Origin of the sequence: Burkholderia stagnalis, assembly GCF_039848545.1 — a bacterium.
GTDB lineage: Bacteria > Pseudomonadota > Gammaproteobacteria > Burkholderiales > Burkholderiaceae > Burkholderia > Burkholderia stagnalis.
The window spans coordinates 1,762,840-1,778,019 of record NZ_CP156686.1 but is presented as its reverse complement, the minus strand read 5'-3'; the positions used below and the strand labels follow the sequence as shown (position 1 = coordinate 1,778,019).

Annotated in this window: 13 protein-coding genes; 8 read left to right on the top strand and 5 right to left on the bottom strand. The window is 66.0% G+C overall.

Annotated features, from left to right (window positions below):
* The first annotated feature begins 55 nt into the window (after positions 1–55).
* The 3 genes from ABFO07_RS24630 (at position 56) to ABFO07_RS24620 (ending at position 4,229) form a co-directional block, all read left to right on the top strand.
* Positions 56–1,711: a GMC family oxidoreductase gene (locus tag ABFO07_RS24630; RefSeq protein WP_347468724.1), complete on the top strand. Its 1,656-nt coding sequence runs from the start codon at positions 56–58 to the stop codon at positions 1,709–1,711.
* Between the two features lie 12 nt (positions 1,712–1,723).
* A complete protein-coding gene (locus ABFO07_RS24625; RefSeq protein WP_059963358.1) occupies positions 1,724–3,181 on the top strand; it encodes an aldehyde dehydrogenase family protein in 1,458 nt (485 codons plus the stop codon).
* Between the two features lie 118 nt (positions 3,182–3,299).
* Positions 3,300–4,229 (top strand): catalase family peroxidase, encoded by a 930-nt coding sequence (locus ABFO07_RS24620; RefSeq protein ID WP_347468723.1) that lies wholly within the window; start codon positions 3,300–3,302, stop codon positions 4,227–4,229.
* Positions 4,230–4,353: 124 nt separating this feature from the next.
* On the opposite strand, the gene ABFO07_RS24615 is transcribed toward ABFO07_RS24620, so the two are convergent.
* A complete protein-coding gene (locus ABFO07_RS24615) occupies positions 4,354–4,656 on the bottom strand; it encodes a hypothetical protein (RefSeq protein WP_155633066.1) in 303 nt (100 codons plus the stop codon).
* Between ABFO07_RS24615 and ABFO07_RS24610 the strand changes: the two genes are divergently transcribed.
* The 4 genes from ABFO07_RS24610 to ABFO07_RS24595 all read left to right on the top strand — a co-directional run bounded on the left by ABFO07_RS24610 (position 4,640) and on the right by ABFO07_RS24595 (position 11,532).
* A complete protein-coding gene (locus ABFO07_RS24610; protein ID WP_059989179.1) occupies positions 4,640–7,075 on the top strand; it encodes a GH92 family glycosyl hydrolase in 2,436 nt (811 codons plus the stop codon). The genes ABFO07_RS24615 and ABFO07_RS24610 overlap by 17 nt on opposite strands.
* Before the next feature lie 68 nt (positions 7,076–7,143).
* Positions 7,144–10,149 (top strand): GH92 family glycosyl hydrolase, encoded by a 3,006-nt coding sequence (locus ABFO07_RS24605; protein ID WP_322229290.1) that lies wholly within the window; start codon positions 7,144–7,146, stop codon positions 10,147–10,149.
* A 181-nt stretch (positions 10,150–10,330) separates the two neighbouring features.
* On the top strand, positions 10,331–10,795 hold the full coding sequence (locus ABFO07_RS24600; protein WP_322229292.1) for a GNAT family N-acetyltransferase: 465 nt from the start codon (positions 10,331–10,333) through the stop codon (positions 10,793–10,795).
* A gap of 263 nt (positions 10,796–11,058) precedes the next feature.
* Positions 11,059–11,532 (top strand): hypothetical protein, encoded by a 474-nt coding sequence (locus tag ABFO07_RS24595; protein ID WP_155629764.1) that lies wholly within the window; start codon positions 11,059–11,061, stop codon positions 11,530–11,532.
* A 222-nt stretch (positions 11,533–11,754) separates the two neighbouring features.
* Here ABFO07_RS24595 and ABFO07_RS24590 read toward each other — a convergent pair whose 3' ends face one another.
* The 4 genes from ABFO07_RS24590 to ABFO07_RS24575 all read right to left on the bottom strand — a co-directional run bounded on the left by ABFO07_RS24590 (position 11,755) and on the right by ABFO07_RS24575 (position 14,563).
* Positions 11,755–12,045: a hypothetical protein gene (locus ABFO07_RS24590; protein WP_060027981.1), complete on the bottom strand. Its 291-nt coding sequence runs from the start codon at positions 12,043–12,045 to the stop codon at positions 11,755–11,757.
* Between the two features lie 262 nt (positions 12,046–12,307).
* Entirely contained in the window at positions 12,308–13,696 is a 1,389-nt protein-coding gene (locus ABFO07_RS24585; RefSeq protein WP_059884263.1) for a uracil-xanthine permease family protein, read from the bottom strand.
* 134 nt (positions 13,697–13,830) lie between these two features.
* On the bottom strand, positions 13,831–14,298 hold the full coding sequence (locus ABFO07_RS24580) for a cupin domain-containing protein (RefSeq protein ID WP_059910453.1): 468 nt from the start codon (positions 14,296–14,298) through the stop codon (positions 13,831–13,833).
* Between the two features lie 64 nt (positions 14,299–14,362).
* The gene (locus ABFO07_RS24575) at positions 14,363–14,563 is read right to left on the bottom strand and encodes a hypothetical protein (RefSeq protein ID WP_322229385.1); all 201 of its coding nucleotides are present in this window, start codon (positions 14,561–14,563) and stop codon (positions 14,363–14,365) included.
* A 317-nt stretch (positions 14,564–14,880) separates the two neighbouring features.
* Here ABFO07_RS24575 and ABFO07_RS24570 point away from each other — a divergent pair, with 317 nt between their 5' ends.
* Entirely contained in the window at positions 14,881–15,156 is a 276-nt protein-coding gene (locus tag ABFO07_RS24570) for a DUF4148 domain-containing protein (protein ID WP_322229299.1), read from the top strand.
* The last annotated feature ends 24 nt before the right edge of the window (positions 15,157–15,180 follow it).

The following is a 15,180-nucleotide window of genomic DNA, read 5'->3' as shown; positions in this document are numbered from 1 at the left end:
CGGCGTGCCTCCCGTTCGTAAGCTGGCGGCCGCACTCCATCGAGGAAAGGCCGACATGAACGAAACCACGCTCAAACATCCGGCGCGACGCGCCATGCTCGCGCGAGCCGTCGCGCATTCCGCGGCGCTTGCCGCCGGCTCGCTGCTCGGCAGCGACGCGCTCGCGGCACCCTCGGCCACGGCCGATGCATCGGCTCGGCGCCCTGCCCGAAGCGGCCGGCAGACGGTCGACGTGCTGATCGTCGGCGGCGGCTCGGCCGGCGCGGTGATGGCGGCGCGCCTGAGCGAGAAGGCGAGCCGCAACGTGCTGCTGCTCGAAGCCGGCCGCAACTACGCCGCGTGGGACTATCCGCGCGTGATCGCCAGCAGCGACCGCGTCGGCGGCGACGCGCCGCACGAATGGGGATATCGCACGCAAGCCGGCTACGTCGATCATTCGATCGGCGCGCTGCGCGGCAAGGTGCTCGGCGGGAGCTCCGCGATCAACGGCGCCGTCGCGATCCGCGCGCGGCCGCAGGACCTGAAGCACTGGAACCTGCCGGGCTGGTCGTATGCGGACATGCTGCCGTCATTCAAGCGCCTCGAACACCGCGATTCCGGCAGCGCCGAACTGCACGGCCATGCGGGACCGCTGCCGGTGCGCCAGCTGACCCGCGACGACGTCACGCCGATGCAGCGTGCCTTCATCGACGCGGCCGTCGCGAACGGCTACCGCGCCGTCGACGACTTCGACGGGCTGGACGCGAACGGTGTCGGGCCGTATCCGATGAACATCGTCAACGGCGTGCGCGTCAACACCGGGATCGCGTACCTGACCAACGAAGTTCGCGCCAGACAGAACCTGCGGATTCGCGGCGATGCGCTCGTCGATCGCGTGCTGTTCGACGGGGATCGCGCGATCGGCGTCAGGCTCGACAGCGGCGAAGAAATCCATGCAAACGAAGTGATCCTCAGTGCGGGCGCATACGGCAGCGCCGCGATCCTGCTGCGCTCGGGCATCGGTCCGGGCGCCGACCTGCGCGCACTGTCGATCCCCGAGGTCGCGGCGCTCCCCGTCGGCCAGCGCCTGCAGGATCATCCGTTCTATTACAACGCGTACGCGGCTCGCCCCGACCGAATCGGCGACCCGTCGCCGGTCATCGGCGCATTCCTCTGGACGAACAGTTCGACCGCTCAGGAAGGCGATCTCGATCTGCACATCACGGCGACCCATCTGTTTCCGCACGACCAGAGCCCGACCGGGGTCGGCTTCGTGCTTGCGGTGGCGTTGACGCGCCCGCTGTCCGTCGGCAGTCTGAAGCTCGCGAGCCGCCGCCCCGGCGACGCACCGCTCATCGACCTGAACTTCCTCGCCGACGAGCGGGATCGTGCGCGCCTCCTGGATGGAATCAGATTGTCGCGCCGCATCGGCCGCACCGCGCCTTTGTCCGACCTGATTCACGAGGAACTGAATCCGGGGCCGCTCGCCCTGACCGACGCGCAGCTCCTCGCGTCGGCCCGGTCGACGCTCGATACCTATCACCATCCGACGTCGACGGCGCCGATGGGCGCGATCAACGATCCGCACGCTGTCGTCGATCTCGACGCACGCGTGCACGGCGTGCGCAATCTGCGCGTCGTCGACGCGTCGATTTTCCCGGAGGCGATCTCCGTCGCCACCAACATCACCACGATCGCGACGGCCGAGCACATCGCCCATCGCTACATCTGATCGAGGAACACCATGATGTCCAAGCTTCATGCCCTGCACTGGATCGACGGAGAGCGCGTCGATTCCCCCCTCCACCGCGATTCCGTCGATCCTGCCACCGGCGCGGTGATCGGCCGCTACGCCGACGGCGGAGAACCCGAGGCGCGGGCGGCCGTCGCCGCGGCGCTGAGCGCGTTTGAAGGCACGCGCTGGAAACGTGACGCCGCATTGCGCGCCACGGTGCTCGACGAACTGGCGGCCGCGTTCGAACGACGCGCCGAAGCGTTGATCGACCTGCTGTCGCTCGAGAACGGCAAGGTCAAGCCCGAAGCGCGCTTCGAGATCTCGATGGTGCCATCGAAGCTCCGCTATTACGCCGCGCTGGCGCGGGCCGAACGGGGGCACAGCGGCACGCCGAAACCCGATGTCGTCTCGTTCGTGCTGCGCGAGCCGATGGGCGTCGCCGGCATCATCGTGCCGTGGAATTCGCCGGTCGTGCTGATGATTCGCTCGCTTGCGCCCGCGCTTGCCGCCGGTGCGACCGCCGTGATCAAGATGCCCGGGCAGACTGCCCAGACCAACGCGCTGGTTGCCGACGTGCTTTCGGAAGCCCGGTCGCTGCCGCGCGGCGTCATCAACCTGTTCAGCGAATCGGGCGCGGACGGCTCGAAATTTCTCGTTGCATCTCCCGATGTGCCGGTCATCAGCTTCACCGGATCGACCGCCACCGGCCGGGCCATCTCCAGCGTGGGTGCGCAGCGGCTGAAGCGCTTCGGACTCGAACTCGGTGGCAAGACGCCGCATGTCGTATTCGACGATGCGGACCTTGACGAGGCGCTGCCCATCCTCGAAAAATCGCTGACCGTGTTCGCCGGCCAGTTCTGCATGACCGGCTCGCGCGTGCTCGTGCAGCGCGGCATCGCGGATGCGCTGCGCACGCGCCTCGCCGAACGCCTTCGCGGCGTGCGTGTCGGACCCGCCGCCGATCCGCGCAGCGACATGGGGCCCCTCATCGACAAGGCCAACGTCGAACGCGTCAACCAAGCGGTCGACCGGGCAATCGCGGCCGGCGCGCAGGTGGTGGTGCGCGGCGGCCCCGTGACCGACGGCGACCTGGCGCGCGGTGCGTTCTATCGCCCGACGCTGCTGGAAGTCGACGACCCGAAGCTCGACATCGTGCAACAGGAAGTGTTCGGGCCGGTGATGACGATGCAGGTATTCGAAACCGAGGCACAAGGCGTCATGCTCGCCAACGACAGCGAATACGGGCTGGCCGCCGCGGTATGGACACGCGACGTGCAGCGCGCGCTGCGCGTTGCGCAGGCGCTGCAGGTCGGCACGGTTTGGATCAACGACTGGGCGAAGGTCTACGACGAGTTCGAGGAGGGCGGCTACCGCCAATCCGGGCTCGGTCGCCTGAACGGTGCCGCCGCGATCGACGATTTCATCGAATACAAGCACGTCACCCTGAAAACCGGGGCAATTCAATAGCGGCCGGAACGCGCGCATGGGTGTGGCGCCCCCTGCGACAGCGTTGCAGCGGCATGCATCGCGTGCCGCTGCGTCGCGCCGGCCCGCGTCCGAATCCATCCATCAACTGGAACACTCGATGTCCGTCGAACCGGAGCAACTCGTCGATGCGTTATATGGCGGCGCAGCCTCCCCGCCGCCTCGTCGCGTCAACCATGCAAAAGGGATATTGCTGCGGGGCCACTTCGTCGCCACCCGGCACGCCGCGCGGCTGAGCGTCGCGTCGCACTTTCAGGGGCAACGGATTCCGATCCTGATTCGGTTTTCCAATTTCGGCGGCGCACCCGATGTTCCCGACAACGCGCCGCGCGCGAATCCGCGCGGACTCGCGATTCGCTTCATGCTGCCGGGCGGCGCGACAACCGATCTCGTCGCTCATTCCGCGAACGGGTTTCCCGCCCGCACGCCGGCCGAATTTCTCGCGTTCCTGCACGCGGTCAATCGGGCCGACACCCAGCCCGAGTTCCTTGAACGCCATCTCGTCGCGCACGAAGCGGCGAGGCGCTTTGTCGCGCTGCCGCTGGCGACCCCGCGCAGCTATTTGACCGAGCAATTTCATGCAATGCACGCGTTTGTCTTCACTGGCCTCGACGGGTGCAGGACGGCGGGCCGCTACATCGTGGAACCGGAAACCGAGGTCGAGCACTGGAGCGACGAAAGGGCAGCGGCGTTGCCGGCGGATTTTCTGCAACGGGATATTCGAACGCGCGTCGCGCGCGGACAGGCGCGCATGAAATTAACGCTGCAGGTCGCTGGCCCGGGCGATCGGCTCGACGATATCTCGGTCGCCTGGCCGGACGACCGGCCGCGCGTTGATCTTGGAGAAATCGCATTGACCGACGTGACGACGGACGAGACGGCCCAGGAGCGCGTCGCTTTCGATCCCGCACGCCTGACGACCGGCATTGACCACGCGGGCGATCCGATGCTGGCGGTTCGGCACCGGGCCTATGCCAATTCGTTCGCGCGACGCCGTGCGTTGGCGCATGGGGATAGTGGGGTGGAATAGCGCGAATGACGCGCGATGCGCGTCGACGATATCGGCTTGATCGGAACAGTTGCTTTGAATATAGGCTGTTTAGATAAAAACAATAAAAATGAGGGAAACTTCCTGATGGCAGGCACGCGTTTCTTCAGGGCAAACTGACGCGAACAATGAAGTGCCATGTTCGCGAAATCCACGATATGGAGGCCTGAATGAATAGAAGGGCGCATTGGGCTGCGGCCGCCGCCATCACGGCAGCGCTGATGACTTCAGGATGCGGCGGCGATTCGGTGGAGTCCGCACCCGCCACGCCTGCCGTTTCGGAAGCCGTGGCCAGTCCTCCAGGAAATGGCGAATCTGCCGGCATGAATCCCGCGACGACCGGCGACGGCGCCAACGCGTCCGCCGTCGTGAAGCGAACCGATATCGCCGGCTTGACGAAGTTCGTCAACGTATTCATCGGCACGGGCGCGCCCAAGGCGGGCGGCCTTTTCCCCGGCAACCTGAATCCGGCGGCGCAAGCGCCGTTCGGCATGGTCAGCTTCGGTCCCGATACGCCCGGCAGCAGGGCGCCATGGGGTAACGGTTCCGGCGGCTATTACTACTCCGATACGACCATCGACTTTTTCAGCCTGACCCATCTGGCGGGCCCCGGTTGCCGCGGGCAGGGCGCGGTTGCAATGATTCCGGGCGGCGGTTCGCTGTCGTTCTCGCACGATGACGAGGTGGCGTCGCCCGGTTATTACGGCGTGAGGACCGGCAATGGCATTCTCAGCGAGTTCACGGCAACGACGCGTACCGGGATGGCGCGCCTCACCTATCCGTCCGGTTCGGCGCCGACCCTCGTCATCAATGCGCTGCGCAGCAACGGCATGAAGTCGGGCGTGCCGACCACGCTGATACCGGACCCGGTCAACATTGCTGTCGATGCGCGGGCGGGCGTCGTGTCCGGCACGACGGTGGTCGGCGCGTTCTGCGGCGGCACCTGGTACAAGCCGGTGAACTTCTACATCACGTTCGATACCCCGCTCGATCCGAAGGCAACCCAAGTCGCCAACGGTGTTGCAACGCTCGTGTTCGTGCCCAAGGCCGGTGGCGGCAAGACGACCGTGCAGCTGAAGGCCGGCATTTCATCCGTCAGCGTGGCGAATGCCAGGCTGAACCTGACGACGGAAAACCCCGGCTGGTCGTTCGACAAGGTCAGGGGCAAGCTGGATGCAGCCTGGAACAGCCGGCTCAACACGATCCAGCTCGATCTCGCCCAGCCGGGCGCGACGGGAAGACTTGGGGATGCGCAAGCCAGGACTGCGAAGGATTACGTCACGCAGTTCTATACCGCGCTTTATCACGCGATGGCGGGACCGACGGTCTACAGCGACGTCAACGGCGATTACCGCAGCATGCGCCAGGCCAATCTCGCCGATCCGTCGAACACGGCGCCCCGACGCGACACGGCCAACGTGTCGCAGTATCCGGTGCCCGGCAATCCGAATGCGTACCGTACGCATTATTCGGGATTCTCGCTGTGGGATACGTACCGCTCGCTGACGCAATTGCAGGCGCTGATGTTCCCGGGCGAGACGGGCGACATGATGCAATCGCTCGTGGCCGATGCGAAGCAGTGCGGCGCGTTTCCGCACTGGGTGGACGGCAGCGACGACACCAAGCCGATGGAAGGCGACCACGCACCGAACGTAATCGCGGGTGCCTATGCGTTCGGCGCACGCGGCTTCGATACCGGCAGCGCGCGCAAGTACATGCTGCAATCCGCGTTCGGCACGGGCGGGCCGGGCAGCCCGTTCGTCGAGGGCGCCTGCAACGACATGGGCAGCGTCGACGACGGCGCTGGCGTGAACACGGTCGGCGACTTCTATCTGAAGAACGGCTATGTGTCGACCGAGGTTGCCGGGAACCATCACGCGGGCTCGATGACGCTGGAACTGACCGCGACGGACACGTCGATCGGCAACTTCCTCGCCGCGCTCGGCCGTGCCGACGACGCAAGCACCGTCGCTGCGCTGCGCAAGCGCGGCCGCAACTGGCTCAACATCTTCAACGCGAACATTCCGCCCGGAAACGACTACTACGGTGAAACGAAGGGGCTCGTCACGAAGAACTCGAGCGGACAATGGGACTTCAGTCTCAACAACAATCGCGGCTTCCATGAATCGACCGAGCCGAACTACATCTGGACGATCGGCCACGACTACACGGAGCTGATCAGCCAACTGGGCGGCAACGCCGCGGCCATCGCGCGCCTGAACACGTTGTTCGGCCTCAGCCAGGCCGATCCGTTCGACGGCCCGTTGCCGAGCGCGTCGACGCTCAACAGCGGCGAATCGGGCAGCACGCTGTATATCGGCAACGAGCCGTCGCTGCAGACGCCGTGGGCGTACAACTGGACCGGCAGGCCGCAGCTCACGCAGCGCGTGATCCCGATCGTGATGACGAAGACCTTCTTCAACGCGCCCGGCGGCCTGCCCGGCAACGACGACTTCGGCGCGACGTCCGGCTTCTACCTGTGGGCGAGCCTCGGCCTCTATCCGGTCGTGCCGTCGGCGCCCGGCCTCGCGATGTCGACGCCGCAGTTCAAGGGCATGACGGTCTGGCTCGCCGACGGCACGAAGAAGCTGCGCATCGAGTCCGACGACGAGGCGCTGCTGAACGGCAAGCCGTACATCAAGTCCGTGCAGCTCAACGGAAAGGCCTACCCGGGATCGTGGCTGCCGCTCGCGGCCATTGCCGACGGCGGCACGCTGACCTACACGTTGTCGTCCACGCCGACCGACTGGGCAACGGGCGCCGCGCTGGCGCCGCCGTCCGGCCCCGGTGCGGACTACACGAAGGCCGTCGCGAAACCGTCGCGTTGATCCTGTCGCAAGTCGAGGCGGCTGCGCGACGCGGTCGGATTCCGCTACTGCACATCAAAGGAGGACGCATGAAGAGACGATACAACGCCGGATTGACTGCACTCCTGACGAGCGTGCTGCTCGTCGGCTGCAACGGGGACGACGGCATGTCGTCGTCCAGGGTTTCGTCGGCGGCCGCGGCTGCCGCGCGGCCCGGGACGGGAAGCCCGGGCAGCACGATCCGCCCATCGGCCGACACGACCGTCGTCCCCGAGGAATCATACGTGCGGGCGTCGTTGACCCAGTACGTCAATCCGTTCATCGGCACGGCCAACGCCAGTGTCCGGGCGACCGACCCGGTGCCGGCCGGCGAGCGCGGCGGCACGTTCCCCGGCGCCACCATGCCGTTCGGCATGGTGCAGTGGACGCCGATGACGCCCAGCATCAAGCCCGGCGGCGGCAAGGATACGCCGGTCGGCTATGTCTATACGGAGAACACGATCATCGGCTTCCCGCTCACGCAGATGAGCGGCGCGGGCTGCGACGGCAATTCCGGCGAACTCCCGGTCATGCCGGCGCTCGATCCGGCCACCGTGGCCTCGAACCTCGTCAAGCCGGTGCCGAACTTCAGGCATGAGAACGAAACCGCGTCGCCGGGCTACTACCGCGTCGCGCTGAACGACGGCATCAAGGTGGAACTGACCGCGACGACGCGCACCGGTTTCGGGCGCTTCACCTTTCCCGACAGCGCGCGGGCGCCGGCGCTCGTGATCGACGCCACGCGCACGAATACCAAGGCGTCGACGGCGGGCAGCATCGGCTATGCGGGCAACGACGCGCTGCAGGGCTCGACGGTGGGCGGCGGCTTCTGCGGCGCGCCGAACTACACGGTCTATTTCTACATTCGGTTCGACCGCAACATCGACAAGACGGCGACCGACCTCGGCAACGGCAACGCGAAAGTGCGCTTTGCCGCGACAAACGCGCCGATCCAGATGAAGGTGGCGTTGTCGTACGTCAGCATCGACAACGCGAAGCGGAACCTGGAGGCGGAGAATCCCTCGCCCCACTGGGATTTCGACGCCGTGCGCAAGGCCGCCGACGACACCTGGAACGATCGGCTGAATACGATCCAGGTGGAGGGCGGATCGCTCGTCGACAAGCGCAAGTTCTATACGGCGCTGTATCACTCGATGCTGTCGCCGAACGTCAACAGCGACGTCACCGGGGATTACATCGGCTTCGACAGGAAGGTTCACCGGGTCGAGAGCGGCCGGACGCAATACGTGAACTATTCGAACTGGGACACGTATCGAAGCCTGATGCCGCTGCTCGGCATGCTGTTCCCGCGCGAGACCAGCGACATGCTGCAGTCGCTCGTGACCGACGCCGACCAGTGCGGCGCGATTCCGCGCTGGTCGCCGATCAACGTCGACCAGGGCATCATGCCGGGCGACTCCGGCGTGCCCGTGATCGTCGGCGGCCATGCGTTCGGCGCCACGGCCTTCGATACCGCGGGCGCACTGAAGTACATGAGGCTGGCCGGCAACAAGCGCGTGGTGCGCTGCGGCAACACGATTCCGCGCGACGGCGACGACCGGATGAGCGATCACCTGACGCGCGGCTTCGTGTCGCTCAGCCGGGGGTGGTGGGCCGGCTCGCTGACGCCCGAATTCAGCGCCGTCGACTTCGCGATTGCGTCGTTCGCGAAATCGCTCGGCAACGAACCGGCCTATCGCCAGTTCCTCGCGCGCGCCGCGCAGTGGAAGAACATGTTCAACGCGCAGCAGAAGCAGATCCTGCCGCGCTTCGACGACGGCAGCTGGAAACTTGCGCCGATCGCGAACCAGGACATGGTCGAGGGCAACGCCGAGCAATATACGTGGATGACGCTGCACGACACGCGCGAACTGTACGCGCTGATGGGCGGCAACGACGCTGTCGTGAAGCGGCTGGATGCGTACTTTTCCAACCTGAACGCCGGCATGTCGCCGCCGAATTTCTATATCGGCAACGAGCCGAGCTTCGCGTCGCCGTGGCACTACAACTGGGCCGGCGCGCCGTGGCGCACGCAGAAGGTGGTGCGCGACATCGTCAACGGCAATCCGGGCGAGAACATCGCCGCCGTGTTCAGCGACGGCCCCGGCGGGCTGCCCGGCAACGACGATCTCGGCGCGGTATCGTCGTGGTACGTATGGGCCGCGCTCGGGGCCTACCCGGCCATCCCGTCCGTCGGCGGGCTCGCACTGCACGCGCCCGTGTTTCCGAAGGCCGTCGTGCGCTGGGCGGACGGCACGAAGCAACTGGTCATCAACGCGAGCGGCGCCGGCCCCGACTCGCGCTATGTCCAGAGCGCTTCGCTGAACGGCGCCGTGCTCGACGTGCCGTGGGTCTGGCTGCAGGACGATCTTCGCAAGGTGGCGAGACTCGATGTCGCGATGGGCAGCGAGCCGTCGAAATGGGGCGCGTCCGCCGCCGGGAAATTGCCGTCCTATGGCCTCGACGGATTCGCCGGCATCGCCGATGCGCTCAACAACACCGGCGTCGGCGCGAACGGTTCGAGGCCGGACCTCGCCGCCGAAGGCTATACGTTCGACGGATCGGGATGGCGATATTCGCGGGAAGCGCTCGCCGCGGCCGGCGCGGCGCCGGGTGCGCAGCTCGCGTTCAACGGTCTGACGTTCGCCTGGCCGGACGGCAGGATGGGGCTGGACAACATGGTCGTCCAGGGGCAGACGATCACGTTTGCGACACCGGTGCGCGGCAGGTCGCTGTCGCTGCTCGGTAGCGCGACCAATGGCCCGTCCACCGGCAGGTTGACCGTCACCTATGTCGACGGCACGCAGGCGGCATACGATCTGACCTTCGACGACTGGACGCTGAACGGCGGCAGCAGGCAGCCGGGCGCCTACAACACGGTTGCGCTGTCGACGCCGACGCGCGTGCAGATGGACGGCAGTGCGGATAACGTCCCGGCCAAGGTGTTCCAGTGGACGCAGGCCATCGATCCGACCCGGGCCGTGAAGAGCGTCACGTTCCCGTATCAGGTCAGCAGCGGGCGTCAGCACGTGTTTGCGATGGCTGTGGGCGGTTGATCGCGATGTTTCGATTTAGCGGCTGGTGACGATTCATCCGGACTGAAACCGGGCGACCGGGAGGCATGGGTCTTCCGGTTTCCTCGTGCTGTCCCGGTGCTGTCGAACATACGGGCGATCCGAAAACGGGTTCGGGGCGGCGCCGTCATCTTGAGAAGGCCGCAACGGAGAAGAAGACGACATGCATGGCCCCTTCATCATCCGCGCTGCCGATCCTTCTGACGCGGATCAGCTTTCGAAGCTGGCATTCGTGTCGAAGGCACATTGGGGCTACCCGAAGGATTGGCTGGACGTGTGGCGAGCCGACCTGACGATCACGCCCGAGCGGCTCGAAAGCGCGATGGGCTGCGTTGCCGAAGCCGACGGAAAAATCATCGGGTTCTGGGTCAGGGAAGCCGTGGCGTCGGATCGACCGACGCCGGGCTCGCTATTCGTTCACCCCGACCATATGGGGCGGGGCGTCGCCCGCGCGCTCTGGACGGCGCTCCGGAAAGAAGCTGCCGCACGGGGCATCCGGCATTTCGTGATCGAGGCGGATCCCCATGCGATGCCGTTCTATCTGGCGCTCGGCGCGGAAAAGATCGGCGAGAAGGAATCGGGCGCCATCCCCGGAAGGTTCTTCCCGATCCTGCGGATCACCATTTGACCTGATTCCCCGCGCCGATGCCGGATCACGCCCGCATCAATGCCTTTCCGGCAAAAACCAGTTCATCACCAGCGCGCAGATGCCGCCCGTGACGACGCGGATTGCCGGATGGATGGATTCAAAATTTCGTGCGAATTGCGATTTAATTTATAAAAATGCACTAATTTGATTTTCGTGGTCGGAAATAAGTATTCCCTTGGTTGTATATCCGGCGATTTTGAATATACTAATTCTGTCTTGCCGACCTAGAGAGGAGTTGAACGATGACAAATCCAATCAATGCTCTTACGACACAAGCCGACAGCACCCCGGGTCCTCAGTATCAACCACCTTGGGACTTCCTCACTGTTGATACAAACACCGGCGTGGGCGGCAAGTATATCTATCTCGGTTATCAGCTTGGCAGCGGTAATCCGGTCACGTCACTCAATTTCGTTGCTTACGACCAGCCGCAATCCAATCCGCCGTCGGGTTGGAGCTGGAGCCCGCAAGATCTGAAGGAAGGCGCGGGCGGGAAATACATCTACATGATATGGAAGAACGGCGAGCCGAATAAAGCGCCTATCACCGCAATCATGCTGCTTGTAAATAACCAGTCCGAACCGCCGGAAATCAAGGGCTATACTCCGATTTATCAGGATTTGAATCAGGGGGCTGGTGGTCCTTATATTTGGCCCTATTACAGCACGACTGTAAATATGGCTCTGAAAGAAGAGGCGGTGATTCGCAAGGCGTGATCGGCTGGCAGCAGATGTGCGGCAAGCTCGTTTTCGGGCTTGCCGCTCTCGGTCTCCCTATATATCGGCCTTCAAACCCGGCAGGGGGCGTCAGACGCTCCCTGGTAGATTCGACTCCCGCTGCCTTCCGCTACCTCGGCAACTACCCCGAAGCGCGAATAGCGCCGACGCGCGTGTACTCGGCGATCCGGCATGAAAGCCGATGTCCGGCCGCACGCGGTGTCAAGCGTGCTCTTCGTGCGCGACATCGTCGCCGGAGGAGTCCGACTGCTCGGTTTCCTGCTGGAACGTCGCAGTGCGCATGCCCGCGCCAGGCGGATGTATCAACTGCACGGCGATGCTGCGAATGGACGGATCCGAGATGTTGTAGGTATTGCCCTTGATCAGATCGCTATTCGGATAGGGCTGGATATTGCTGACCAGGTATCGCGTCGGCGGGCCTGCCTCGACCTGAATGTTGCCTCCGGTCGCGACTTGTGCGAACCCGGGGACTGCCTTGATGGTGGTCGTCATGTTTGCCTCTTGCGTCGAGAGCCCGAGGCCGGGAAAGGCCGCCTCGCGTCGCCTGAACAGGCGCCAGGCACGGACGTGAAGCCGTCGTCATGGCGTCATCGCGCGTACCTTGTGCCTGTCGGAAACGATAGCGTCTGCCGCGAGGCCGCCCAATGCGCCTCAAGTCACATTGGCGACCCGGGAGGCTCGTCATATGTCTGCAATCGAACCGCCTGTCGTGGAATGCGGCGACGGTCGCGCACGGCAGTACATCACGACCGCATCAATGCCTTTCCGGCAAAAACCAGTTCATCACCAGCGCGCAGATGCCGCCCGTCGCGACGCCCGATTCCAGCACGTTCTTGAGCGCATGCGGCAGGTGGGTCAGGATGTCCGGCACCTGCGACACGCCGAGGCCGAGCGCCAGCGAAACGGCGATGATCAGCAGCGCGCGGCGATCCAGCCGGATGCCGGCGAGGATGTTGATGCCGGACGCGGCCACCGCGCCGAACATCACCATCGCCGCGCCGCCGAGCACGGGCTCGGGCACGGCCTGCAGCACGCCGGCGACCGGCGGGAACAGGCCGAGCACCACGAGCATGCCCGCGATCCACAGGCCGACGTGGCGGCTCGCGATGCCGGTGAGCTGGATCACGCCGTTGTTCTGCGCGAACACGGAGCTCGGGAAGGTGTTGAACACGCCGGCCAGCAGCGAGTTGGCGCCGTTGACCAGCACGCCGCCCTTGATGCGCTGCATCCACAGCGGCCCCTCGACCGGCTGCTTCGAGATCTTGCTGGTCGCGGTGACGTCGCCGATCGCCTCCAGCGACGTGACCAGGTAGATGATCAGCATCGGCACGAACAGCGACCACGAGAAACCGAGGCCGAAGTGCAGCGGCGTCGGGATCTGGAACAGCGCGGCCTCGCGCGCGCCGGTGAAATCCAGGCGGCCGAGGAACGCGGCCGCGAGATAGCCGATCGCCAGCGCGATCACCAGCGCGGTGCTGCGCACCCACACGACCGGCACGCGGTTGAGCAGGATGATCGTGCCGAGCACCAGCCCGGACAGCGTGAGGTTCTCGACGCTCGCGAAGCTGCCCTTGGCCATCGCGCCGTAGCCGCCGCCCATGCTGACGAGGCCGACCTTGATGAGGGTGAGGCCGATCAGCAGCACCACGATGCCGGTGACGAGCGGCGTGATGAGCCGCTTGACGAACGGCAGGATGCGCGACACGCCCATCTCGACGAACGAGCCGGCGATGACGACGCCGAAGATCGCGGCCATCACGGTCTCGACCGGCGTGCCTTGCTTGACCATCAGGCTGCCGCCGGCGATCAGCGGGCCGACGAAGTTGAAGCTGGTGCCCTGGACGATCAGCAGGCCGGCGCCCAGCGGGCCAAAGCGGCGGCACTGGACGAACGTGGCGATGCCGGAGATCACCAGCGACATCGACACGATCAGCGTGGTGTCGCGGCTGGGCACGCCCAGCGCCTGGCAGATCAGCAGGCCGGGCGTGACGATCGGCACCAGGATCGCCAGCAGGTGCTGCAGGGCCGCGACGAAGGCGACCGTCGGCGCGGGCCGGTCGTCGGGGCCGTAGACCAGGTCGCGGGCGGTGTCGGCGTCGTCGGCGCCATGGGCGGCGGGTTGGGTGGCGGAGGCGGGTTGCATGACGAAAGGGCCGGTCGGGATGGAAAGTGCGGAATTTTACGGGAAGACGCGGCGGCCGCCGCCGGCGGCGTGTCTGAAGCGGGGGCGGAAGGGGGCGACAGGCGCTCCGGCGCACCGGCTCCGGGTGCCCTCCGTCACGCGCCGGGCGCCGGATACGGCGTGCCGTCCTTGTGCAGGAAGCGGCCGTCGGCGCTGGGGCTCATCATGTCGACGTCGGAGCAGGTGATGACGTCGGCGGGCGAGCGCGAGCCGACTTCGAGATAGACGGCCGTCGCCGCCGAGCGGTTGACCAGGTGATGGCCGTTGCCGCTGTTTTTCGGGAAGGCTGCGCAGTCGCCGGCGCGCAGCACCGTTTCGCCGCCGTCCTCGATCAGCGTCACTTCGCCTTCGAGGATAAACACGAATTCGTCCTCGGCCGAATGCCAGTGACGCTGGCTCGACCAGTTGCCGGGCGGCAGGCGCATCAGGTTGACGCCGAAATCGGCGAGCCCGCCCGCATCGCCGAGCCGCTGGCGTATGCGCTCGGCGCAACGCGCATCGAACGGCGCCGGATAGCCCGTGCCTTTGCGTTCGGGGACGTGGGCGATGTCGATCCTGGGCATGGGCGGCTCCTCGAGGTCGCGCGGGCAATGCGCACGACGTCGATTGTAGGCGTGCCGCGCGCCTTTATCGCCGCGGAAAGACGCAAGGATGCGTCTTCACGTGCAGGTTCTGGTTGCCGCACGGATGCCCCGCATAGTCGACCAGCTGGTCGCTCGACGTTCGCGCGGCGCGCGACGGGTCTGGCGAGGTGGCCGGGGCCGCATTGCCCAGCGCGCAGCCGGCGAGCAGGAACGGAACGGCGAAGGTGACGAGGCGTGCTTTCAAGATCCTGGCGGTGCGTACACATGGAAGGGAAAAGAGCCCCGGACACGCAAGGTGTCCGGGACAAGGCGCAGCCGGGCTACTCGCCGCCCGTGCGCGTCGCGTGGTCGAGGGCCCGGAGCGGGCCACTCAGGCAGCGATCTTAGGCAGCGGCCGCATCGCCGCCGTGATCGGCGCATGACAAATCCGTCATCTGCGCGCCCGGCGGCCGCGCGCCGTCGATGACGGATTTGTCATCCCGTGCTCACGGGCGCGTACCGTCGCTGAACGAGACTGGAAGCACCTGCCGACCGGCAGTCTTCTCACAAGGAGCACTCCAGATGAACGTCGCAAAACTATCGACCTGTCTCGTCGCCGCGATCCTGGCCGCGGGCGGCATCGCGCCGAACGCCTTCGCGCAGGGCAAGACGCGCGCCGACGTGCGCCAGGAACTCGTGCAGGCGCAGCACGACGGCACGATCCCGTCCAACAAGCACGACTATCCGCCCGGCCCGCAGCAGGTCGACCGCAACAAGGTGCTGCACGGGATATCCGTCCACGGGAAGGAGACGACGCCGGGCCTGGACGCGCACGACGGCCGGCTCGCGACGCGCTGAGCCCGGTCGTGCGAGCGGCGGCGC

Bases quoted from the DNA above. Each gene is read 5' to 3' on its own strand.
- ABFO07_RS24630 (WP_347468724.1), top strand. From the start codon at position 56: ATGAACGAAACCACGCTCAAACATCCGGCGCGACGCGCCATGCTCGCG.
- ABFO07_RS24625 (WP_059963358.1), top strand. From the start codon at position 1,724: ATGATGTCCAAGCTTCATGCCCTGCACTGGATCGACGGAGAGCGCGTC.
- ABFO07_RS24620 (WP_347468723.1), top strand. From the start codon at position 3,300: ATGTCCGTCGAACCGGAGCAACTCGTCGATGCGTTATATGGCGGCGCA.
- ABFO07_RS24605 (WP_322229290.1), top strand. From the start codon at position 7,144: ATGAAGAGACGATACAACGCCGGATTGACTGCACTCCTGACGAGCGTG.
- ABFO07_RS24600 (WP_322229292.1), top strand. From the start codon at position 10,331: ATGCATGGCCCCTTCATCATCCGCGCTGCCGATCCTTCTGACGCGGAT.
- ABFO07_RS24595 (WP_155629764.1), top strand. From the start codon at position 11,059: ATGACAAATCCAATCAATGCTCTTACGACACAAGCCGACAGCACCCCG.
- ABFO07_RS24590 (WP_060027981.1), bottom strand. From the start codon at position 12,045: ATGACGACCACCATCAAGGCAGTCCCCGGGTTCGCACAAGTCGCGACC.
- ABFO07_RS24585 (WP_059884263.1), bottom strand. From the start codon at position 13,696: ATGCAACCCGCCTCCGCCACCCAACCCGCCGCCCATGGCGCCGACGAC.
- ABFO07_RS24580 (WP_059910453.1), bottom strand. From the start codon at position 14,298: ATGCCCAGGATCGACATCGCCCACGTCCCCGAACGCAAAGGCACGGGC.
- ABFO07_RS24570 (WP_322229299.1), top strand. From the start codon at position 14,881: ATGAACGTCGCAAAACTATCGACCTGTCTCGTCGCCGCGATCCTGGCC.